We start from the raw sequence: 22,553 nt of genomic DNA, 5'->3' as shown, positions 1-22,553 counted from the left end.
TGGGTTCGCGGAGGGACGGATGCGGCAGGAGAAAACGATGCAACGAGAACCAGGCAAACGCGATTACGGCTCTTCCGACTGCGCCCAGTTGCGCAGCCTCGCAAGCAGGGGCGTGTTCGTGCCCCAGCCCAGCAAGCCGCCGCGGCAGGAACATGCCGATCACTCCCGCTCCGGCGCGCGTCGTGGGCAGCGCTCGGCCCGCGCTCCCGCCTGAGCCCGGCCTTCATCCTCGATGAAGGTAAATCCGAACCAAATTTAAGATTTCTCCTATATCCGTCAGCGGCCGACCTACGGAAGATGAGGTCCATGCCCGCCCGTCACCTGGGCGTGGCTAAAAAATCGCCGATGACCGATCCGACGGCAGGAAGCCGTCCGTCCCTAGTTACAGGATCGATCCCCCCTTCATCGGCGGTGACGCCGCGCCGGCTTCGCCGGGCCGCGTTGGTGGCCCAGGCCACTGGACCCAGGGACGGTCGCCATGGCCCTCCGCGTGAGCGAGAGGGCCATGTTTTTTTGTACCGTTCGACGAGCCCTCACCTAGTTACCGGCAGTGAAGGCGACTCCAGGCAATTTCCCCAGGCAATCGCCGTTGAGCGACGCGCTTGGGTCATGAAGGAAAGCCAGGGTCATCTGCCCGCCACAACGGTTGAACATGGCGCCGTGCGACTGACCGGGGACCTGTGCAAATCGCGCATTGGGCATGGTTCGAAGCAGCCGACGTCCCCACGCCGGAGGCGTGACGGGATCGAACTCTCCGGCAAGGATAAGGGCCGGTACGTCGCTCTTCAGCGCTTCGTTAGCCTTCGCGTCGGCAGGCGCGACCCGCCACGCGGCACACATCTCCGGGTCGACAGTGCGATTGTCCATTCCCCCAAGACCCAATTCCTTGGACATTTGCGAGTCCATCCGCGAACGCGACTCAAAGGGCATCTCTTCGCTGCACCAGATCGACAGGCGCAGCCCCCAGTTGAAGCTCGATGGGACCTGCTGTGTCAGCGGCAGCAATCCGGCCAGCTTCCCCCTGCTCGCGTCGTTGATGACTTGCGGCAGGGCCGGAATCGCAGCGGGCTGCTGAAGTCCCGTGCCTATGGCTTCAACTATGTCGCGACCGCGCAATATGCCATTCGGTGCCGCAACCCCGTTACGGTCGGCATCGGCAATGAGTGTGGCGAAGCGGGCGCGCAGGTCGGGGTATCGGACGCCGCACTCCGGGTCGTTGGCGCAACCGTCCAGCAACGCGTCGATGGCACGTCTCAGTGACGAGCCCGCTGCTTCGTCGTAATTCACGTCTACCGGCAACACCGAGTCGAGCACGACGCTGCGAATGCCTTCGGGATGCCGTTGCAGCACCGTCTGAGCAAGGCGCGTGCCGTACGAATAGCCAATCAGGTTCCATTGCTCGATGCCCAAAAGCCGACGGAGATCGTCAAGATCATCGGCAGCTTCGGCCGAGGTGTAGCCATCGAGGTCAACCCCTGAAGCTACAAGCGTCGCGCGGCAACGCGCAGCAGCGGCGGCCTGCGCGGCAGCGGTCGCGCGTTGCGCGCGAAGCACGTTGATTTCAGGACAAGCCAGGGAGGGACTAGCAAACTTGTTGCCTCGACCTTCGAGCAGAATCTGGTCGCGTTCCAGCAGGAACGGATTCCCCTTACCTGTCGTTCGCCCGTCGATGCTGCTCAAGCCCGGGCCGCCAGGCAGATAGACGACAGGGTCCGGCGCAGGGGTGGAGGCGGTGCTGCGAAAGATCATGACGGGCAGTCTGATGAGACGACTGCGCGCGTTCTGCCGGTTCTCCGGCACGTACAGGAGGCCGCAGTCGATCCGTTCGCCAGGTAGTACGGCAATGGCGCATTCGGCTTTTTCAAAGCGCGGGCTGACACCCCCTGCGAAAACCGCCTGCGTCTGCAGCGCCGTTGATGCGACGATGGCCTTAATGAACAGACCAAGTGCCATTTTACGAATCGTCACGGTACGTCCTCACGCGTAGGCCGCATTGCCTGGGGCCTTGGTTGGCAACCTTCTCGTGAGAGTAATTTACGGTCCGTCGGCAGCCCCCATGCTCAAAGTCACTAATAGGTCGTTGGTCATCGGGACGCTGGGGCGGCCACCGTATGCCCCGCTTCGTTCCCGCCGCGAACTGCTACTGTTTTTGCCCGAAGAACATCGAGATGCCCAGGCCCGCCAGCATCGAGGGGCCGTGACGCCCGATGCGGTGGAGGGCGTAGGCGTCCAGTTGCACGTGGTCGCCGATGTCATAAGCGATGCCACCGCCTGCCTGGAGTTCGTTGCCGTCCTCGGCGTCGTGGATCGCATCCGTCTCGACGTAGGCCAGCAGATTCGATCCGAATTTTCGGCCGAAGGTTGGCGCCAGCGTCCAGGTGTTCCGGTCCTTGAGGCGATCGAGGTTGGCGAAGAGCGTGATCTGCTTCGCGTCGTCGGGCTTCCATTGCATGGTGCTTCCGAGGCTCACCTCGCGGGCGCCGTTCCCGAAATCGTCGTCGCCGTTGGCGAAGGTGACCTTGCCCAGCGCGGCCCAGGTGAAGGGCCCCGCATCGGCCGAGCCGCCCGATGCCCACTTCATGCCGACGCTCGTGTCGCCGTGGCCTGTCGCATGCCGCCGGGAGCCCGAGCCACGTTCTTCGAGCCGGTTCCAGGCAGAGCCGGCCACCTGCCATTCCAGTGCGCTACCGAGGCCGATGCGAATGAGGCTGTCAGCTGTGTAGGTCCGGTCGAGGTAACCGTCCTGGCGTTGGCGTTCGTAGGTGGGAAAGCCTTGCTCCAGCGCCACCGTGCCGACAGGCAGCACCGTGGTCGCGAATCCGGCACCGGGACGGTCGAAGTCAGGTGGGTCCGCGAAAGCCGGTGCGGCGAAAAGCAAGGCGGCAGAGGCGGCAAGGGAGGTTCGTAAGGTCATGCGCGCATTGTGCGCGCGCCGTGTCGCGGCACCGTGCACGCTCGCCAGCATGCCCGCTGCCGCGGGATCGCCGGCATAGCCGGCTCCCACACAAGGCCTCCCGCCTCACAAGCCAAGCAAGCTTTGTGTGGGAGCCGCTTCAGCGGCGATGGGTGCTCGCGGCAAGCTTGCCCGCCGCGGGATCGCCGGTATAGCCGGCTCCCCACACAAAGCGCCGGCGCTGCCGTGTCAGGGGGCTTTTACGACGGGGAAGCTTTCTCCCAGCGTCACGGTTTTTTCCCCGGCAACGTCCGTGGCCGAGCGCGCCAGCTTCACAGAATAGCTTCCTGCCGCGACGTGCCAGCGGCCGGCCTTGTCGTCGTAACGCGCGAGCGCCAGGGGTTCGAGCGGAATGTCCACGCGATGGCTGGCGCCCGGCTTCAGGGCCACCTTCGCCCAGCCCGCAAGGCGGCGCGTGGCGGCGCCGGGGGCCGTGACATAGATCTGCGGGACGTCGGCGCCAGCCACTTTCCCGGTGTTCTTCACCGTGACATGGGCCACCGGGTTGCCCTTCGCGTCCGTGTCCACGGCGAAGTCGCTGTACGCGAAGCTCGTGTAGCCAAGGCCGTAGCCGAACGGGAACAAGGGCTCGCGTTTCGTCTTCTCGAACCAGCGGTAGCCCACGTCCGCGCCTTCGATGTTGTAGTCGACGTTGTCGGCCGGCTTCGCCTTCGAATTCAGCCCCGCCCCTTGGATGGTCGGACGCGGCAGCTGCGCCTCGTCCTTCGGCCAGCTCAAGGGCAGGCGGCCGGAGGGTGCGGCGACACCGTACAGGAGACGCGCGATGGCCTCGCCGCCGCCCGAACCCGGATACCAGGCTTCCATCACCGCGCCTACGCGATCCAGCCAGGGCATCCTCACTGGACCGTTGGTTTCCAGCACCACAACGGTTTTCGGATTGGCCTTCGCCACCGCTTCCACGAGCGCGTCCTGATTGTCGGGCAGCGCAAGGTCGGGCGTGTCGAACGACTCCGCCGCCCACTTCGTGACGAAGACCACGGCGACATCGGCACCGGCCGCGGCCTTCGCGGCAGCGGCAGGGTCCGTACCGGGATCGAAGCTCACCTTACCCCCGAACTTGCGCATGAACTCAAGCGGCGCGGAGGCGTGGTATCGCACCGGGCCCGGCCAGCCCGTCGGTTCGAGGCCCGGCACCGGATCGCCAGCCACATCCGCGACGGCCGACGAGCCGCCGCCGGCGAGCACGCCCTTGTCCGCGTGGCCCCCGATGATCGCCACCGACTGGCCCTTGCGCGTCAGCGGCAGCAGGCCGCCCTCGTTGCGCAGCAATACCGCGCCCGCCTCGAGCGTGTCGCGCGCCACGATGCGGTCTGCTTCGTACGCGACGGGATCGCGCTTCGCGTCATCCAGCACGCCATGGGCGAACAAGGTACGCATGATGCGTTTCACCATGTCGTCCAGGCGCGCCTTGGGGAACTCGCCGGAGGCGAGGGCCGCGCGCAGCGGTTTGTCGAAGTACACCTCCTTGTCGAAGGTTTCGCCGGCGGATTCCTGGTCGAGCCCCGCGAGAGCGGCCTTCGCACCGCTGTGCACGCCACCCCAGTCGGACATGACGTAGCCCTTGAAGCCCCACTCCTGCTTCAGCACCTTGTTGAGCAGCCAGTCGTGCTCGCCGGCATACGTGCCGTTGATCCGGTTGTACGAGGACATGACCGAACCGGGATCGCCCTTCGCGATGGCGAGCTGGAAGGCAAGGAGGTCGGACTCGCGCAGTGCGACGGGGTCGATGTCGGAGCTCAACGTGTTGCGGCCGGATTCGAGGTCGTTGATGGCGAAGTGCTTCACCGTCGCCACAATGTGGCGTTCCTGGATGCCCTTCACGGCCGCGCCGACGATGGTGCCGGCCAGCACGGGGTCTTCGCCCGCGTATTCGAAATTGCGGCCGTTGCGTGGATCGCGCGTGAGATTGACGCCACCGGACAGCAGGATGTCGTAGCCCTTGCCACGCGCCTCGCCACCGATCATGCGGCCGCCCGCATGCGCGACGGACGGATCGAAGCTGGCTGCCGTGGCCAGGCCCGCGGGCAGCGAGATGGCGCCCTTATGGTCGGCACCGTCCCGTGTGACGCCGAGTCCGGCATCCGTCTCGTTGAGGAAAGGCAGGCCGAGACGCGGAATGGCCGGAATGAAGCCCGCGCCGTTCAACGCACCAGGCGGGTTGGGCCCCTTCTCCTTCACCTGCCCGAAGTCGGCGCGGATCATGCGGAATTTTTCATCGTCGGTCATGGCCGCGACGATCAGTTCCGCACGCCGGTCTGGCGACAGCGAGCGGTTCGTCCAGGGACGCTCCGCGGGCCCTGCCGCATGAACGGAACCGGCAAGTCCAGCGGCAAGGGCGAGGGCTAGGGCGCTACGACGGGCAATATCGGACATGGTGATGGTTCGTCGCGGGGAGAGAGGTGCCCACCATCGCCAAGTCATGCGGTTATCGCAACCCGCGAGACGGGGAGGGAGTACCCTCGCCGCTTGCCTACAGCGCTGCCAGCCCCCACTTAAGTGATTCAATGAATTCACAAAAGTCGATGCCACTCGCCGCCTTCCATCCCGCCGTGGCCGCCTGGTTCGCAGCCGCTTTTCCCGGGCCCACCGAAGCCCAGGTGGCCGCGTGGCCGGCGATCCGCTCGGGCCGGCACACGCTGGTGGCGGCGCCGACGGGCTCGGGCAAGACGCTGACCGCGTTCCTTTCCGCGATCGACGCGCTCGTGCGCGAAGGCGTGGAGCAGGGCGGTCTGCGCGATCGCACCACCATCCTCTACGTGTCGCCGCTGAAAGCCCTGTCGAACGACATCCGGATAAACCTCGAGGCACCGCTGGCCGGCATCCGCGAGGAACTGCGTCAGCGGGGCCTGCCGGATCTCGAGATCCGCACCGCCGTCCGTACCGGCGACACGCCGGCCGCCGACCGCGAACGCATGAAACGGCGGCCGCCGCATATCCTGGTGACCACGCCCGAATCGCTCTACGTGCTGCTGGGCTCGGAATCGGGTCGGGCCATCCTGCGCGACATCCGCGAAGTGATCGTCGACGAAATCCACGCCGTCGCCGCAAGCAAGCGCGGCAGCCACCTTGCGATATCGCTGGAGCGGCTGGAATCGATCGCCCAGCGGCGCATCACCCGCATCGGCCTTTCCGCCACGCAGAAGCCCATCAAAAAGGTGGCCGCCTTCCTCACCGGCAGCGAACGCGAAGACTGCGCCATCGTGGACATCGGCCACACGCGCCGTCGCGACCTCGCGCTCGAAGTGCCGCCGGTGCCGCTCGAACCCGTGATGTCGAACGACATGTGGGAGCTGGTCTACAACCGGCTCGGCAACCTCGTGGAGCAGCACCGCACCACCCTCGTATTCGTGAACACGCGACGCATGGCCGAGCGCGTGGCACGGCACCTTTCCGAGCGTCTGGGCAACGACGCTGTGGCCGCCCACCACGGCAGCCTGTCGCGCGAGCAGCGTCTCGACGCCGAGCAACGCCTGAAGCGCGGGGAATTGCGCGTGCTGGTCGCCACGGCGTCGCTGGAACTGGGTATCGACATCGGCGACGTCGACCTCGTGTGCCAGATCGCCTCGCCGCGTTCGATCTCCGCATTCCTGCAACGCGCCGGCCGTGCGGGACACTCGGTGGGCGGCACGCCCAAGGCACGGCTCTTCCCGATCTCGCGCGACGACCTCGTGGAATGCGCCGCCCTGCTCGACTGCGTGCGCCGTGGCGAGCTCGATACGCTGACGATTCCCGAAGCGCCGCTGGACGTGCTGGCGCAGCAGATCGTCGCCGAGGTGTCCTGCCAGGAATGGGACGAAGACGCATTGTTCGATCTCGTGCGACGCGCCTATCCGTTCCGGGCACTGAAGCGCGAGACCTTCGACGAAACGGTGCGCATGCTCGCGGAGGGCTTCACCACGCGCGTCGGACCACGCGGTTCGTACATCCATCGCGACGCGGTGAACCGGCGCCTGCGCGAGCGGCGCGGCGCACGCCTGACGGCCGTGAGCTCGGGCGGCACCATTCCCGACACCGGCGACTACAACGTGCTGCTCGAGCCGCAGGCGACCATCGTCGGCACGGTCAACGAAGACTTCGCCGTGGAAAGCCTGGCCGGCGACATCTTCCAGCTCGGCAATCGGTCGTATCGCATCCTTCGCGTGGAAGCGGGTCGCCTGCGCGTGGAAGATGCGCAGGGTGCGCCGCCGAACATCCCCTTCTGGCTGGGCGAAGCGCCGGGCCGCTCGAACGAGCTGTCGATGGGTGTCTCCCGCCTGCGCTCGGAGATCTCCGCCGTCTTCGACGAAGGTGGACGCGAGGCCGCGCTGGCGTACCTGGTCGACGAATTGTCCCTGGTGAAGGCGGCCGCGGAACAGATCGTCGACTACCTGTTCCGCGCGCGTGCCGCGCTGGGGGCTCTGCCCACCCGCGAGACGCTGGTGATGGAGCGTTTCTTCGACGAGTCAGGCGGTACCCAGCTGATCATCCATACCCCCTTCGGCAGCCGTATCAACCGTGCCTGGGGGCTCGCGCTGCGGAAGCGCTTCTGCCGCAAGTTCAATTTCGAGTTGCAGGCCGCGGCCACCGAAGATGCGATCGTGCTCTCGCTTTCCACCAGCCACAGCTTTCCGCTGGACGAGGTGGCGAGATACCTGCATTCCAACTCCGCCGAGCACGTACTCATCCAGGCGTTGCTCGACGCGCCGCTGTTCGGCGTGCGCTGGCGCTGGAACGCCACCACGTCGCTTGCCTTGCCGCGCTTCAACGGCGGCAAGAAGGTGGCGCCGCAGTTGCAGCGCATGAAGAGCGAGGATCTCCTGGCCACGGTGTTCCCCGATCAGGTGGCCTGCGCGGAGAACCTCGTGGGTGAACGCGAGGTGCCGGACCACCCGCTGGTGAAGCAGACCCTCGACGACTGCCTGCACGAGGCCATGGACTGCGAAGGCCTGCTCGATGTGCTGCGCGGGCTCGAGTCGGGCACCATCGCGATGGTGGCGCGCGACCTCGCAACGCCGTCGCCACTTGCCTCGGAAATCCTCAACGCGGCGCCCTACGCCTTCCTCGACGACGCGCCCCTGGAAGAACGTCGCACCCAGGCCGTGCAGTCGCGTCGGTGGAACGAGGCGGAGAATCCGGACGACCTCGGCCGCCTCGATGCGGAAGCCATCGAGGCCGTGCGCGCCGAGGCTTGGCCCGAGGCGCGCAGTGCCGATGAAATGCACGAGGCGCTGGTCCAGTTGGGCGCCGTCACCCTCGACGAAGTGCAGGCCAATCCCGGTTGGGCGAAGCTGCTTGCCGCCCTGGCGAGCGACGCGCGTGCCACGCTGCTTGGCAACCGCGAAGCGCCGCTGTGGGTCGCCGCGGAACGGCTGCCTGCCTGGCGCGCCCTGCGGCCCGGCCTGCCGATGACGCCAGCCATTGCGGCGCCGGCGGAATTCGAAGCACAGGCCTGGACGGCGGAGTCGGCTCTACTCGACATCGTTCGAGGGCGGCTGGGTGGCCTGGGGCCGGTGCCTTCCGCCATGCTCGCCTCGTCGCTGGGCGTGACGCAGGCCGACATGGACCTGGCGCTGACCTCGCTCGAAAGCGAAGGCTATGTCATGCGCGGCGCGTTCTCCCCGGGGGCGACGGACACCGAATGGTGCGAACGACATCTGCTGGCCCGTATCCATAGGTACACCATCGGCAGGCTGCGGCGCGAGATCGAGCCCGTGGCACGTCGCGACTTCTATCGCTTCCTGCTCGACTGGCAGCACGTGACGCGTGCGACGCAGGTATCCGGCCCCGATGCGCTGGCGGGAGTGATCGGCCAGCTCGAAGGCTACGAGGCCGCGGCCGGCGCGTGGGAATCGGAACTGCTTCCGGCACGTGTGAACGACTACGGCATCGGCTGGCTGGACGACCTCTGCCGCGCCGGCCGCGTGGTATGGAGCCGTCTGCGCCTCGGCACCGGCAGTGGAGGCCCTGTGCGTTCCACGCCGATCGTGCTGCTGCCGCGGCGGCAGCTGCCCATCTGGTCCGCGGCCGCCCCCGTCGCGGGCGACGAAGTATCGCTGTCTTCGCGCGCACAGGCGGTAGCGGATGCATTGCGCGACGACGGCGCCTCGTTCTTCGACGAGCTCGCGTCCGCGACGCGCCTGCTGCGCACGGAACTGGAGGACGCCCTCGGGGAACTGGTCGCGGCGGGACGCGTCACGGCGGACAGCTTCGCGGGTCTGCGCGCCTTGCTGCTGCCTGCCTCCAAGCGGAACGGCAGCCGGCACCGCCGTACCCGGCGGCACATGCTCAGCGGTATCGAGGACGCCGGTCGATGGTCGCTCGCACGGCGGCCGAGCGAGCAGCGCAACGACGCCGACGGGCTGGAGCACATCGCACGCACGCTCCTGCGCCGCTACGGCGTCGTGAGCTGGCGCATCCTGGAACGGGAAGCCGCATGGCTGCCGCCGTGGCGGGACCTGCGCCGCGTGTACCACCGTCTCGAGGCACGCGGCGAGATCCGCGGCGGCCGCTTCGTCGACGGTCTCGTGGGCGAACAGTTCGCGTTGCCGGAGGCGCTGCCGGCCTTGCGGCAGATTCGCCACCGCGCGCATGACGGCGAGATCGTCTGCATCGCCGGCACCGATCCGCTCAACCTGGTCGGCACCGTCTTCGCCGGTACCAAGGTGCCGGCGACGCTAGGCAACCGCATCGCCATCCGCGATGGCGTGCCGCTGGCGGCAATGGTGGCGGGCAAGTTCGTAACGCTGATGCCGCTGGAAGGCGACGAGGAGCGGGAGGCGCGAAGCGCGCTGCAGCGCAAGGCGGACATGCGCTCCCACGCGGTGTAGGGGATGTTGTGGGAGCCGGCTGTGCCGGCGATCCCGCGCGGCAGCGGGCACGCTTGCCGCGAGCACCCATCGCCGCTGAAGCGGCTCCCACAGAAAGCGGCAGCGGACAAACCCGTCGCCGCCGCACCCTAAAAGCGCCTCAGCGCAGCTGCACGTCGCCAAGTACCCAGAGCTTCGGCCCTGGCTTGCCGGTGATCACGAAGCAGAGATCGTGCGTGCCCTCGCGCTTGGGCAGGATGCCATTGAGCGTGGCGCGGCCGTCCTTCGCCTTCGCGAGCGGGATCGTCGTGAGCTTCGGGCCGTCGCAGGTGTCCTGGTGCACTTCCAGCTCGCCGGCCGCGGTGCGCGCCTTGCGCGACACGATGCCCTTCACGTCCTTCCACAACGCGTAGTTGTACGGCAGCCGGTCGACGGTCACGGCGATGCCGTAGCGGCCATCGAGCTTCACTCCCTTCCACATCCAGCAGGTGTCCATGATGTCCACCTTGTACACCGGGCGCTGGCCGTCCACTGCGTTGGGCGATTCCAGTCTGAGCACGAGCTTGTCGCCGCACATGTCCAGTTCGTCACTGGTACGGCGCAACAGCGATGTCGCATCGATGGTGCGGTCGCGCGGGCCCGCAAGACCGAACTGACCGTCGAACGCGTTGGCGCGCACCGTGGTGGGCAGCGGCACGTCGAAGGGCCCCGTGTAGGCCGTGGATTGCGGCGTCGGCGCGGAACCGTCGGTGGTGTAACGCAGGGTGCCGTAGCCGGTCTGGTTGGACAGCGTGACCTTTGCGTTGCCGTCCGTGCTGGGTTCGTCCGCGATGGCGACGGCGAACGCGCCGTCGGAAGGCACGATGCCCGCCGCACGATAGCGCGCCATCTGTACGGGCAAGCGGGCGATGAAGCCGTTCCAGTCGGCCCTGGACGACCAGGTGCGTTCTGCCAACGCGGCCACCCGCGGGAAGGTGGCGTGCTGGATGCGATACCAGTTCGGCAGGTATTCGGTGAACAGCGTGACCTCGGCGCCCAGCACATGCTTCGCCTTGTCGGCGGCGATGGCCGGCGGCACCGGGTCGAAGTCGTAGATCGTCTTCAATGTCTGCCCCGAAGGGCGGCCAGGCGGCTCGTCGGGCAACGTGGATTGCAGACGGTCCAGATAAAGCGTGGGCGAGGGCGCAAGCACGACGTCATGGCCCGCATTCGCGGCCTTGATGGCGCCTTCGGTACCGCGCCACGACATGACGGTGGCGCTGGGTGGCACCTTGCCATCCAGGATCTCGTCCCAGCCGATCAGGCGGCGCCCGTGCTTGTCGAGGTAGTCGCCGATGCGGGCGATAAACCAGCCCTGCATCTTTTCTTCATCGTCGATGCCGAGCGACTTCATCTTCGCCTGCACCGTCTTCGAGCGCTCCCATTCATCCTTCGCAGCCTCGTCGCCGCCCACGTGGATATACGTGGAGGGAAAGATGGCCATCACTTCGTCGAGCACGTCCTGCAGGAAGGTGAAAGTGCCATCGTCGACGTTGTAGAGCGCGGTATTCACGCCCCAATCGGAAGAAACCGCGAGCTTTTTGCCGCCCGCACCGAATTTCGGATACGACGCCACCGCGGCCTGCGCATGCCCCGGCATCTCGATTTCCGGTACCACCGTGATGTGACGCTCGGCCGCGTAAGCCACGATCTGCTTGGCTTGCTCCTGGGTATAGAAACCGCAATACGGTTCGTCGGCGCCACCGGTGAGCGCCACGTCCGGGCCGACCGCCTTGCGGCACGCGCCAACGTCGGTGAGCTTCGGGTACTTCTCGATCTGCAGGCGCCAACCCTGGTCGTCGGTGAGGTGCCAGTGGAACGTGTTGAGCTTGTGCATGGCCATCTGATCGAGCAGATGCTCGATCTCGCTGACGGACTGGAAATGCCGGCTCGAGTCGAGCATGAGGCCACGCCATTCGAAGCGCGGCGCATCGACGATGTGCACACCCGGCACGCCATTGCGCGTGTTGGGATCGGTCAGCAGCTGCCAGTAGGTTACCGCGCCGTAGAACAGGCCGGTTTCATCGTTCGCGGCGATCCGCACGCCGGTGTTGCCGACATCCAGGGTATACGCTTCACGACCCTTGACCGCGGCCTCCGTCGCCAGCGCGATGCTGCCGCTTCCCGGACCGCCTTCGACGATATCGAGGGTGAGACCCCGCACCTGGCGAATCCATCCTTGCAACTGCCCTGCCACGCGCCGGGCCTGGGCATCGCCCGGTACCACGACGATCTTCGTGGCCGCCGCGATCTGGAAATGGCCCGGCGTGCGCTGCACCTGCGCGGGCATGGGGATGAGGGAAAGTGGCGCGTTGTCGACAGTGCCCGTGGTTTGCTTCGGCGAAGTGGCGCAGGCGCCGAGGCTGGCGGCCACGGCGAGAAGGAGGAATCGACGCATCCAGGGTTCCTGTCGTATCGGTGATCGTTCGATTGTGCCGCTTTCCCCGCGGGAAAAAAAACGGGCCCGGTCGAGGAATTGACGGGCCCGAGGGGAATGGAGCTTCGAGGGTTCGCGTTTGCGGCCTTCCGTGGCCGCGCATCCGTGACGCTTTATCAGAGGTCGAAGTGCACCGATGCCATGTAGCGACGGCCGGTGGTGTACTTGGCGACCGGCATGGCGGTCGTGCCGAGGTACTGCTTGTACTTCTCGTTGGTGAGGTTCATGCCCGCGAGGGTGAACGACACCTGCTGGTTGAGTTTCCAGCCGAGCGTGGCACCAAGGTCGGCGTAGTCGGCGGTGGTGGCCGGAGGCGCACCGGCGATGTAGCCGCCGGCGAGGTACTTGCCGCGCCAGTTGTACGTGATGCGGGCGCTGAACGGACCCATTTCGTAGTACGGGCTGACCGAGTACGAGTTCTTGGAGTTGTACGGCAGCGAACCGCCGGAATCGAGCGTGCCCTTGGCATAGGTGTAGTTTGCCGTCACGCCGAAGCCAGTGTCCCAGAACGCCTGCTGGTAGCTCAGGCTTCCGCCGCGCACCTTGCCCGAACCGGTATCGCGCGGACGGCTGATGCTGTACGTGCAGAAGCCGTCCGGCGTGCAGAGGCCCTGCGCGACCTGGCGCGCGAACGTGGTCGGATCGTTGAACAGGCCTGAGTTGAACTGCGTCTCCGGCGCCGAATCGACGAAGGTGTAGTTCTGGATTTTCTTGTAGAAGCCCGTGAGGGCGAGATACGACTGCGGCGCGAAGTACCACTCGGCAGACAGCGAGTAGTTCTTCGATTCATACGGCTTCAGGTTCGGATTGCCACCGGAGCCGGTCAGCACCGAGTCGTTGAGGAACAGGTTGTTCACCTGCATGTTGTACGGCGGACGCGCGATCACTTTGGCCGCGGCCAGGCGCAGCACCACGTCTTCGGCCAGGTCGTAGGCCACGTTCAGGCTGGGCAGCCAGTTTTTCGTGGTCTTCGACGAGGTCTGCCAGGAACCGGCCGGGGCCGGAAGCACCGGCGCGCCGCTGTAGTTGAAGCCGGTACCGTCGGTCTTGGTATCGACGTAGCGAACGCCCACGTTGCCGTGGAAGTCGCCGCCGGCGAAGTTCGCCTGCAGGTACGCGGCATTGGTCTTCTCGACCAGCTTGTAGGTGCCGTTGAGGTACGTGCCCGGATCTTCGTTACCGCCGTTGGTGTTGCGAACCCATGCGTACTGCGCATTGCGATCCGGCATAACGTGGCTCGACGAACCGTCGAGCGCGCCGTCGAAGGCGTCGAGCGTGTCGGTGAAGCCGCCGAAGCCGAGGTCGGCGAGGTTCGTCGGTGCATTGCCGCCATAGACATGCGCCTGCATGCCTTCTTCGTGACGGTTCCAGCGATAACCAAAGGCCAGTTCGTTGAAGAACGAGTCGAAGTACTTCGAGAAGTCGAGCTGCGCATAGGTGTCGCGTGCGCGTGCCGAATAGTCGCCGTAGTTGCCCGGCCAGCCGCCGAGGCCGTCCACGTCGCCCATATGCCAGTTGGCCGGATCGCGCGCAGCCGCCGGGTTATCGAAGGCAAAGCCCTTGTTGATGTCCCAGGTGTAGCCGCCGGCATACACCGGCTCCATCACCGCCTGCGAGATGTTGTTGTTCACCGCCTTGCTGTAACCGGCGGCGCCGCCGAGCTTCCAACCGTCACCGCGGAAGGTGGTCTTGAAGTCGTGGGCAACGGTGCGAACCACGGACTTGCGGATGTTGCTGTCGAACGTGCCCTGCGCGATGGCCGGGCAGCCCACCGTGTCGTTGCCGCAGACGTGTCCGCCCGTGACCACGCCGTTCGGACCCTGGTTGAAGCTGGTGACGTTGCCGGGCGTGGCGCCGGTGAAGGGGTACAGCGACTGGTTCCAGTTGTCGAAGTTCTCGCGGACGAACAGGTTGTTGATGTCGATGTCCCAGTTGCTCGTCGGGTGGATCTGGAAGCCGAGCGTCGCCGTGTCGCGCTTGCGCTTCTGCTGGAACCATGCCGAGTTCACTTCATCGGGCACCTTCGCGTTCGGGTCGAGCGAGCCGTCGGCGATGCCCGCGGCCACGGCGGGGCTCGAAGCCCACTTCGACACCGGGCTGTAGCTGAAGATTTCGAAGCCCTGGCGGTCGATCTTTTCCTCGTAGTGCTGGATCGATCCGATCACACCGAAGGTGTTGCTGTCGTTCTTCCAGCTATATAGCGCCGAGCCGTTCGGACGAGTGCCCGGCGTGGCCTGGTCGTTGTAGTTGAGACCGAACGAGCCGCGGATCGTATTCGCGGGCAGGTCGAGCGGCTGCAGCGTGTGCAGCAGCACCGTGCCGCCAAGGCTGCCTTCCGGCAGGCGCGCTTCGGGCGACTTGTACACCTCCAGGCGGCCGACGATCTCCGGCGCCAGCATGGTGAAATCGAAACCGCGGTTCGGCTGCGCACCGTACTGCCACGGCGTCTGCGAGATCGGCTGGCCGTTGAGGAAGGTGAGGTTGAGGCTGGGATCGGTACCGTCGATCGACACGCGATCGCCCTGGCCGAACTGACGGTCGATGGTGACGCCTGGGATCTGCGTCATCGCTTCGGCGACGTTGGTGTTCGGGAACTTGCCGATGTCTTCGGCGGTAACGGCTTCGACCACCGCGTCCGCGTTGCGCTTGGTGTCCAGCGATTTCTCGAGGCTGGCCCGGATGCCGGTGACGGTAATGCCCTCGAGTTGGGCCGCCTTGGCGGCGTCTTCCTTCTCCTGGGCGGTCTGCGGCCTGGCCGGTGCGGTCGTGTCCTGCGCGGCCACGGTCCCGGTGAAACAGCAGAGTCCGGCGATGATGCTCGCCGTCAGCAGGTTTCTACGATGCGACATGGTGTCCTCCCCTCAGAGGATGTGTATCGACGATGGGCCTCGCGGCCCGCTTTTTTGAACTAAGCCTGCGTTCCTTTCCCGCTCTTCAATGAGCGGTCGAACCGTGCAGGTAGAGACCGGCGGCACCGATCACACCCAACTGTCCGTGGTCCATCAGACGTACCGGCACTTGCTGGAGAAAGGCGCGCATGACGCCCTTGTTGAAAAACCTGTCGGAGAAGCTGCTGGCAAGCAGGCGTTCGCGAATCTGGGGAAGGATGCCCCCCGCCAGGAACACGCCGCCGCGCGCGCCGTAGAGCATGGCCAGGTCGCCCACGAAGCTGCCGAGCAGTCCGCAGAACACGTCCAGCGCCTCCGACGCCGCGGCATCGCTACCGGCAAGGGCGGCGCCTGTGACGGCGGCGGGTTCGGACAGCGTGGCGGCGGTGCCGCGCAGCGTGGAGATGGCCCGATAGAGGTTGACGAGGCCCGGCCCCGAAAGCGCCGTCTCGTAGGAAACATAATCGCGTTCGCGCGCCAGCTCGCCGAGGATCGCCACTTCGCGCGCGTTGCCCGGCGCGAGCGATATCTGCCCCGCCTCCGTCGGCAACACGGTGGCGTGCGGGCGGCCGGGCAGCAACACGGCCGAGCCCAGACCGGTGCCGGGGCCCATCACGAGGATCGGACCTTCGGCAGGCGGCGCATCCGTTTCGATGATCGGGGCCGTTTCATGGCGCTGGAGGAACTGGCAGGCGTAGGCCACGGCTTCGAAGTCGTTGACCACGGCGAGCCCGGACAGGCCCAGCGTGCGGCGGATGTCGCCGATGGATACCGGCCAGGGAAGGTTCTCGTTGACGATGGCGTCGCCGACCACGTAGCCCGCGCTGGCGACGGCGCAGTGCTCGATGATCACCTGGCCGTCCAGATGGCCAACGAAGTCTTGCAGCACCGCGGTGAGGCTCGGCCACTCGGCACAGGCATAGCGCTCGTAGCGGAGCACGTCGATGGCCGAGGAGCCGTCGGCGCGGCGAACAAGACCGATGCGGGCGTGCGTGCCGCCTACGTCGGCGGCGAGGAACGCCCCCGTCCGCGACGCATGCACGACTTCCCGCTGTTTGGCCGATTCCCCCACGCCCCACCCCTTGGAAACTTCGTGACAACCCCGTGATGGGGCGAGTCTTGGCCGCCAATGACAACGTTGTCAACAGGACAAATGGCTAGGACAGAACGCGATCCATAACGCGCCGCAGCAAGAAACGTTTTCGTCGGGACGGACGCATTGCGTTGCCAACCCTCTGTTGCAAAGAGAATTCGCCCTGGAAGGGGCCATGCCGACCCATTGACGCGGCGCGGCATCGAAAGTGCCCTCCGTGCCACAGGTCACGGCCCCTCGGCTCCACGCGATTGACAACGTTGGGCAGGGAAGCCGATAAAGGGCCGGATCGGGGCGCGTCGGGCCCCTGCGAGAGGGGAGCATCCATGTCGTCCACCACGGCCGCGGTTAACGAGACGCGCCATTCCAGTCTGGTCCCGATGATCGTCATCGGCGTCCTGTTCTTCATCTTCGGCTTCGTCACGTGGCTCAACGGGCCGTTGATCACCTTCGTCAAGCTGGCCTTCAACCTCGACGACGTGAACGCCTTCCTCGTGCCCATGGCGTTCTACCTGTCTTATTTCTTCCTCGCCCTGCCCTCCTCCTTCATCCTGAAGAAAACCGGCATGAAGAAGGGCATGGGGCTCGGCCTGTTCGTCATGGCGATCGGCGCGGTGATGTTCGGCCAGTTCGTCACGATGCGCGTGTATCCCGGCGCATTGACCGGGCTGTTCGTCATCGGGGCCGGCCTCTCGCTGTTGCAGACCGCGTCCAATCCGTACATATCCATCCTCGGCCCCATCGAGAGCGGCGCGCAACGCATCGCCTTCATGGGCATCTGCAACAAGGTGGCCGGTGCCCTCGCGCCGTTCGTTTTCGGCGCGGTGGTGATGAGCAACATCGGCACCTTCGACAAGCAGATCGCAGCGGCCGCCTCGCCGGCCGAAAAGGACGCGCTGCTGGCGGCTTTCGCGGCCAAGGTGCACATGCCGTACATGGTGATGGCCGCCCTGTTGGTCGTGCTGGCCATATGGGTCGTGCGTTCGTCCCTGCCCGAGATCAAGCCGTCCAGTGACAACTCCGAGCGCGCCATCGGCCACGACAAGGGCAGCCTCCTGAGCTTCCCGCACCTGTGGCTCGGCGTGCTCTGCCTGTTCGTTTACGTGGGCGTGGAGGTCATGGCCGGCGACGCCATCGGCACGTACGGCCAGGGCTTCGGCATGTCGCCGGCCGAGACGAGCCACTTCACCTCGTTCACGCTGATCGCCATGCTGGTGGGCTACGTGGCCGGCCTGCTGCTCATCCCGCGCTTCGTTTCGCAGCAGCGCTATCTAGCGTTCTCGGCGATCCTGGGTGTCGTGTTCTCGATCGGCACCTACGTCACCAGCGGCTACGTGTCGGTGGCCTTCGTGGCCGCGCTGGGCTTCGCCAACGCCATGATGTGGCCGGCGATCTTCCCGCTCGCCATCAAGGGCCTGGGGCGGCTGACCGAGTTCGGGTCGGCCTTCCTGATCATGGGTATCGCGGGTGGTGCCGTCATTCCGGTGCTGTTCGCGCACCTGAAGCAGCACTTCGATTTCCAGGGCGTGTTCCTCTGCCTCATGGTGCCCTGCTACCTGTACATCCTGTACTACGGCGCGGCCGGGCATCGGGTGGGACAGCACGTCCGCGACTGAGGTCCGACGACGCCCACGAAGGAACGACCTCGGCATTGCCCTTGTGTAAACTTGCCGAGGCCGTCCCTTCGGACGGCCGCCTTGCTATCGAGGGTCGTAGATTGCGTAGCCCCACCATCAAGGACGTGGCCGAACGGGCCGGCGTCTCGCTGAAGACCGTCTCCCGCGTCATCAACCACGAACCCTCGGTCCACGCGCGTACCCGCGAGAAGGTGCAGCGCGCCATCGAGGCCCTCGACTACCAGCCCGACCAGGCGGCGCGCAGCCTGCGCAGCGCGCGCACGTACGCCCTCGGTCTCGTCTACGACAATCCCAACGCCCACTACGTCATCGCCATGCAGAATGGCGTGCTCTCGGTCTGTCGCCAGCGAGGGTTCGGCTTGCAGATCCACCCCTGCGACTCGTCCGCGCCGAAGCTCGCCGAGCAGTTGGGCGACCTTGTGCGTCGCAACCGCCTCGCCGGGCTTGTTCTCTGCCCGCCCATGTCCGAGCAGCCGCGCCTGCTGGCATCGCTCACGGAACAGAACGTGCCGTTCGTGCGGATCATCTCGGCGCGACAGGACCCGAAAGACGGCTGGCCCTGCGTCTTCGTGGACGACCGCGACGCGGCCTATGCGATCACCGAACACCTCATCCAGCTCGGCCACCACCGCATCGGTTTCCTGTGGGGCGGCAAGGAACACCGTTCCAGCCCCGAGCGCTACCAGGGCTACGAAGACGCCTTGCGCGAGTACGGCATCGAGGTGGACAAACGGCTCGTGGTCGAAGGCGACTACTCCTTCGACGACGGCTTTCGCGGCGCCCGCAAGCTGCTCGCGCTGAAGGACCCGCCCACCGCGATCTTCGGCTCGAACGACGAGATCGCCGCGGGCGTGCTCGCGGCGGCGCGCTCGGGCGGTGTCGACGTACCCTGGGAACTCTCGATCGCAGGCTTCGAGGACAGCCCGTTCTCCAAGCAGTCGTGGCCGGCACTCACCACGGCCCGGCAAAACACGGAGGAGATCGGCCGCCACGCGGCGCAGCGCCTCATCGCGGAAATCGAGCGCGACGAAAACGATCCGATGATCGAGAACGAGGGCTTCAGCCCCGATCTCGTGGTACGTGGGTCCACCGCGCCGCGCCGCCTTTGACACCTCGACGCCTGTAGGAGCCGCTATAGCGGCGAGGAAATCCGCCGCACGGCTATACCCGCTTCGTGGGCTTCTCGCCGCTATAGCGGCTCCTACAAATTCGTCATGACCATGATGGCGCCTATCGCCAGCACGATGCCCAGCCAGTTGACTGGCGCCAGGCGCTCCTTGAAGCCGAACGCGCCGACCAGGGTGCCGATGACCACCACACCCACGTTCATCGACGCGAAGACCAGCGCCGGGTTATTCGGCAAGGCCTGGTGGCCGCGCACGTAGAAGAGGATGTTGGCGAAGTTGGCGGCGCCGAGCAGCACGCCAAAGCCAAGGCTGCGTGCGGTGACCGGTGCCGCGCGCGTCGCGGCGCGCACCAGCACCGCGATCCAGCACAGGACCATGGCGATCAGGAAGGAGGCGAGCAGGGCGCTGGCGAAAGGCGCGCCTGCCTGGGCCACGAGCTTGAAGCAGATGTCGATCGCTCCGAACCCGGCAAGCACCGCCAGCGGCGCCGCCCATCCGCCGCGTTCCGTCGCGCCGCGCTCCGGCCGCCAGAGCACGCACAGCACGGCGGCGAGCGCCAGCGCGATGCCCAGCGCCTTCGCCTGCGTGAGCGTGTCGCCCAGGAACGCGAAGGCCGCGAAGAGAGAAACGAAGAGTGACAGGCGCTGTGCGACGTCGGTACGCACGATGCCGACGCTGCGCACCGAACGGGCCAGTACGAGGAAGATCGCAGGCAGCAACACGCCGAGCAGGACCAGCGGCGTCCAGGTGGCCTTCGCCTCGATCGCCGCTTCAGGCGTTGCGCCCAACAGGAGTACGGCGAGCAGCGCCGCGACGATGTAATTCGTCGCCACGGCCTGCACGATGTCGATGCCGCGGCTGCGCGCGACCTTCAGCAGCACCGAGACGGCCACGCTGAAGGCGACGGCGAGGAGGATGTAGATCATGGGCGCAGATTTGCGGAGACGGGGCGCGAAGGATCGCACAGACTTTGTGGGAGCCGGCTATGCCGGCGATCCCGCGGCAGCGGGCACGCTTGCCGCGAGCACCCAATCGCCGCTGAAGCGGCTCCCACACAAAGCCAGGCCGACCCTAAAGCGCTGTCGCTTTCACAGTGGCCCTAGCGGGCCAGTTGCGACGCCTCGCGGGCCAACGCTTCGATGCCCGCCCAATCGGACGACGCCAGCTTGTCGGGAGGCGTGAGCCACGAGCCGCCCACGCAGACGACGTTCGGCAACGCGAGGAACTCGGCCGCGTTGGCGAGGCTGATGCCGCCGGTGGGACAGAAGCGGATCTGCGGCAGCGGGCTGGCCCATGCGCCCAGCAGCTTGGTGCCGCCGGCCGGGACAGCCGGGAAGAACTTCTGGAAGCGGTAACCGCGCTCCAGCAAGGCCATCGCTTCGCTGGACGTGGCGGCACCGGGCAGCAACGGAAGCTCGTGGTCGTCGGCGGCGTCGAGCAGCCGCGGTGAGCTACCCGGCGACACGGCGAACTTGGCACCGGCCTTGTAGGCGTTTTCGAGGTCGTTCGCCGTGAGCACCGTGCCCACGCCGACGAACGCGCCTTCCACTTCCGCCGCGATGGCACGCACCGCGTCGAGCGCGGCGGGCGTCCGCAGGGTCACTTCGATGGCCGGCACACCGCCGGCGACGAGGGCGCGCGCCATGCCCACCGCCTTCGAGGCGTCCTCGATGATCACCACCGGCACGACCGGCGCGAGGCGCAAGGTCGATTCGACACGCTGTTGCTTGGCTTCGTTGCTCATCTCTACTCCGGTGGATCAGAACACGCCCGCGCCGAGGTCGGCCGTGACGGCGGACTGGCGGAACATGGCGAAGAGTTCGCGGCCCATGCCGCTGTGGTGCACGGCAAGGTCGGCGGCCTCGGGGGTGCGGGCGTGCCATTCGTCTGCGGGGACCAGCACCTCCATCGTGCCGGCGACGGCGTCGACGCGAACGAGGTCGCCCGTGCGCACGCGGGCGATGGGGCCACCCGCTTCCGCTTCCGGCGTGACATGGATAGCGGCGGGCACACGCCCGGACGCGCCGGACATGCGTCCGTCCGTCACCAGCGCCACGCGGTGGCCACGGTCCTGCAGCAGGCTGAGCGTGGGCGTGAGCTTGTGCAGTTCCGGCATGCCGCGGGCACGCGGACCCTGGAAACGCACCACCGCAACGAAATCGCAGTTCAGTTCCCCGCGATCGAAGGCAGCCTTCACGTCATCCTGCTCGTCGAACACGATCGCCGGGGCTTCGACCACCATGCGGTCTTCCGGCACCGACGACACCTTGATGACGCCACGGCCGAGGTTGCCCTTGAGCATGCGCAGGCCGCCGTCCTGACGGAACGGTTCCTGGATCGAGCGCAGCACGCCCCGATTGCCGCTTTCCTTCGACACCGGCTTCCACACCAGTGTGCCGTCCTCCAGCACGGGTACCTGCCGGTAATGGTGCAGACCCGGGCCCATGATGGTGTTCACATCGTCGTGCAGCAGGCCGGCATCGAGCAGCTGGTCGATCAGGAAGCCCATGCCGCCGGCTTCGTGGAAGTGGTTCACGTCTGCGTAGCCGTTCGGGTAGACGCGCGCCAGCAGCGGCACGACGGCGGAAAGCGCGTCGAAATCGTCCCAGCGCAATTCCACGCCGGCCGCGCGCGCGATGGCGACGAGGTGCAGCAGATGGTTCGTGGAGCCGCCGGTGGCATGGAGGCCAACCACACCGTTGACGATGGCACGCTCGTCGACGATGCGCCCCAGCGGCAGATAGTGGTCGCCCAGGGTGTCGATGGCGAGCACGCGTTCCACGACGGCGCGGGTGAGTGCGTCGCGCAGCGGTGTGTCCGGCGCCTCGAAGCTCGCGCCGGGCAGGTGCAGGCCCATGATCTCCATGAGCATCTGGTTGGAATTGGCCGTGCCGTAGAACGTGCACGTGCCCGCGCCGTGGTAGGAACGGGCTTCCGCCTCCAGCAGTTCGGCACGCGAGGCCTTGCCGGCCGCATAGGCCTGCCGCACCTTCGACTTTTCCTCGTTCGGGATGCCCGAGGGCATCGGGCCCGAGGGAACGAAGGCACCGGCAAGGTGACCGAAGCTGAGTGCGCCGATCAGCATGCCCGGCACGATCTTGTCGCAGATGCCCAGGTAAAGCGCGCCTTCGTACATGTCGTGCGACAGCGACACCGCGGTGGCCATGGCGATCAGGTCGCGCGAGAACAGCGACAGTTCCATGCCCGGGCGGCCCTGGGTCACGCCGTCGCACATCGCCGGGACGCCGCCCGCCACCTGCGCGGTGGCACCCAGCGTGCGCGCGGTCTGGCGGATCAGTTCCGGGTAGCGCTCATACGGCTGGTGCGCCGAGAGCATGTCGTTGTACGACGTGACGATCGCGATGTTGGCCGCATGGCCGTTACGCAAGGCGTCCTTGTCGTTTTCCGCGCATGCGGCAAAGCCATGGGCCAGGTTGCCGCAGGACAGGTGGTGACGCTTTGCACCGTTGCCACGGGCGGCGTCGATCTTGGCGAGATACGCGGCACGCGATGCCCGGCTGCGTTCGACGATGCGCTGGGTGACTTCGGCGAGGATGGGATGGATGGCCATGC

At 66.6% G+C, this 22,553-nt stretch carries 13 protein-coding genes; 4 read left to right on the top strand and 9 right to left on the bottom strand.

Annotated elements, in window-relative coordinates; all coding sequences use genetic code 11:
* Positions 1-37: 37 nt before the first annotated feature.
* Entirely contained in the window at positions 38-214 is a 177-nt protein-coding gene (locus FHS47_RS15465; RefSeq protein WP_167029840.1) for a hypothetical protein, read from the top strand.
* 323 nt (positions 215-537) lie between these two features.
* Here the strand turns inward: FHS47_RS15465 and FHS47_RS15460 are convergent, their stop codons facing one another.
* The 3 genes from FHS47_RS15460 to FHS47_RS15450 form a co-directional block, all read right to left on the bottom strand.
* The gene (locus FHS47_RS15460; RefSeq protein ID WP_167029837.1) at positions 538-1,968 is read right to left on the bottom strand and encodes an alpha/beta hydrolase; all 1,431 of its coding nucleotides are present in this window, start codon (positions 1,966-1,968) and stop codon (positions 538-540) included.
* Positions 1,969-2,140: 172 nt separating this feature from the next.
* Positions 2,141-2,914: a transporter gene (locus FHS47_RS15455; protein ID WP_167029834.1), complete on the bottom strand. Its 774-nt coding sequence runs from the start codon at positions 2,912-2,914 to the stop codon at positions 2,141-2,143.
* Between the two features lie 228 nt (positions 2,915-3,142).
* Positions 3,143-5,347, bottom strand: coding sequence for a glycoside hydrolase family 3 C-terminal domain-containing protein (locus tag FHS47_RS15450; protein WP_167029831.1), 2,205 nt, complete (start codon positions 5,345-5,347; stop codon positions 3,143-3,145).
* A gap of 149 nt (positions 5,348-5,496) precedes the next feature.
* On the opposite strand from FHS47_RS15450, the gene FHS47_RS15445 reads away from it, so the two are divergent.
* Positions 5,497-9,780 carry a DEAD/DEAH box helicase gene (locus FHS47_RS15445; protein ID WP_167029828.1) on the top strand — a complete coding sequence of 1,428 codons (4,284 nt, stop codon included), beginning with the start codon at positions 5,497-5,499 and terminating at the stop codon, positions 9,778-9,780.
* Positions 9,781-9,919: 139 nt separating this feature from the next.
* Here FHS47_RS15445 and FHS47_RS15440 read toward each other — a convergent pair whose 3' ends face one another.
* From FHS47_RS15440 to glk, 3 genes are all read right to left on the bottom strand, one after another.
* Positions 9,920-12,196 carry a family 20 glycosylhydrolase gene (locus FHS47_RS15440; RefSeq protein WP_167029825.1) on the bottom strand — a complete coding sequence of 759 codons (2,277 nt, stop codon included), beginning with the start codon at positions 12,194-12,196 and terminating at the stop codon, positions 9,920-9,922.
* A gap of 155 nt (positions 12,197-12,351) precedes the next feature.
* A complete protein-coding gene (locus FHS47_RS15435) occupies positions 12,352-15,084 on the bottom strand; it encodes a TonB-dependent receptor (RefSeq protein WP_167029822.1) in 2,733 nt (910 codons plus the stop codon).
* Between the two features lie 85 nt (positions 15,085-15,169).
* Positions 15,170-16,195: a glucokinase gene (glk, locus tag FHS47_RS15430; RefSeq protein ID WP_167029819.1), complete on the bottom strand. Its 1,026-nt coding sequence runs from the start codon at positions 16,193-16,195 to the stop codon at positions 15,170-15,172.
* A gap of 347 nt (positions 16,196-16,542) precedes the next feature.
* Here glk and FHS47_RS15425 point away from each other — a divergent pair, with 347 nt between their 5' ends.
* Entirely contained in the window at positions 16,543-17,832 is a 1,290-nt protein-coding gene (locus tag FHS47_RS15425; RefSeq protein WP_167029816.1) for a sugar MFS transporter, read from the top strand.
* A gap of 101 nt (positions 17,833-17,933) precedes the next feature.
* A complete protein-coding gene (locus FHS47_RS15420; RefSeq protein WP_167029812.1) occupies positions 17,934-18,962 on the top strand; it encodes a LacI family DNA-binding transcriptional regulator in 1,029 nt (342 codons plus the stop codon).
* 92 nt (positions 18,963-19,054) lie between these two features.
* Here the strand turns inward: FHS47_RS15420 and FHS47_RS15415 are convergent, their stop codons facing one another.
* From FHS47_RS15415 to edd, 3 genes are all read right to left on the bottom strand, one after another.
* Entirely contained in the window at positions 19,055-19,906 is an 852-nt protein-coding gene (locus FHS47_RS15415; RefSeq protein WP_167029809.1) for an EamA family transporter, read from the bottom strand.
* Positions 19,907-20,079: 173 nt separating this feature from the next.
* The gene (gene eda / locus FHS47_RS15410; RefSeq protein WP_167029806.1) at positions 20,080-20,724 is read right to left on the bottom strand and encodes a bifunctional 4-hydroxy-2-oxoglutarate aldolase/2-dehydro-3-deoxy-phosphogluconate aldolase; all 645 of its coding nucleotides are present in this window, start codon (positions 20,722-20,724) and stop codon (positions 20,080-20,082) included.
* 15 nt (positions 20,725-20,739) lie between these two features.
* Entirely contained in the window at positions 20,740-22,551 is a 1,812-nt protein-coding gene (gene edd, locus FHS47_RS15405; protein WP_167029803.1) for a phosphogluconate dehydratase, read from the bottom strand.
* Positions 22,552-22,553 lie beyond the last annotated feature (2 nt).

The sequence above is a fragment of the Luteibacter sp. SG786 genome (genome assembly GCF_011759605.1).
Lineage (GTDB): Bacteria > Pseudomonadota > Gammaproteobacteria > Xanthomonadales > Rhodanobacteraceae > Luteibacter.
Note: the sequence above shows the minus strand (reverse complement) of the source record. Positions and strands in the feature narration are given on the sequence as shown.

Coding starts and splice junctions, on each gene's coding strand:
- FHS47_RS15415 (WP_167029809.1), bottom strand. CDS start 19,906: ATGATCTACATCCTCCTCGCCGTCGCCTTCAGCGTGGCCGTCTCGGTG.
- FHS47_RS15455 (WP_167029834.1), bottom strand. CDS start 2,914: ATGACCTTACGAACCTCCCTTGCCGCCTCTGCCGCCTTGCTTTTCGCC.
- FHS47_RS15440 (WP_167029825.1), bottom strand. CDS start 12,196: ATGCGTCGATTCCTCCTTCTCGCCGTGGCCGCCAGCCTCGGCGCCTGC.
- FHS47_RS15445 (WP_167029828.1), top strand. CDS start 5,497: ATGCCACTCGCCGCCTTCCATCCCGCCGTGGCCGCCTGGTTCGCAGCC.
- eda (WP_167029806.1), bottom strand. CDS start 20,724: ATGAGCAACGAAGCCAAGCAACAGCGTGTCGAATCGACCTTGCGCCTC.
- FHS47_RS15450 (WP_167029831.1), bottom strand. CDS start 5,347: ATGTCCGATATTGCCCGTCGTAGCGCCCTAGCCCTCGCCCTTGCCGCT.
- FHS47_RS15435 (WP_167029822.1), bottom strand. CDS start 15,084: ATGTCGCATCGTAGAAACCTGCTGACGGCGAGCATCATCGCCGGACTC.
- edd (WP_167029803.1), bottom strand. CDS start 22,551: ATGGCCATCCATCCCATCCTCGCCGAAGTCACCCAGCGCATCGTCGAA.
- FHS47_RS15425 (WP_167029816.1), top strand. CDS start 16,543: ATGTCGTCCACCACGGCCGCGGTTAACGAGACGCGCCATTCCAGTCTG.
- FHS47_RS15465 (WP_167029840.1), top strand. CDS start 38: ATGCAACGAGAACCAGGCAAACGCGATTACGGCTCTTCCGACTGCGCC.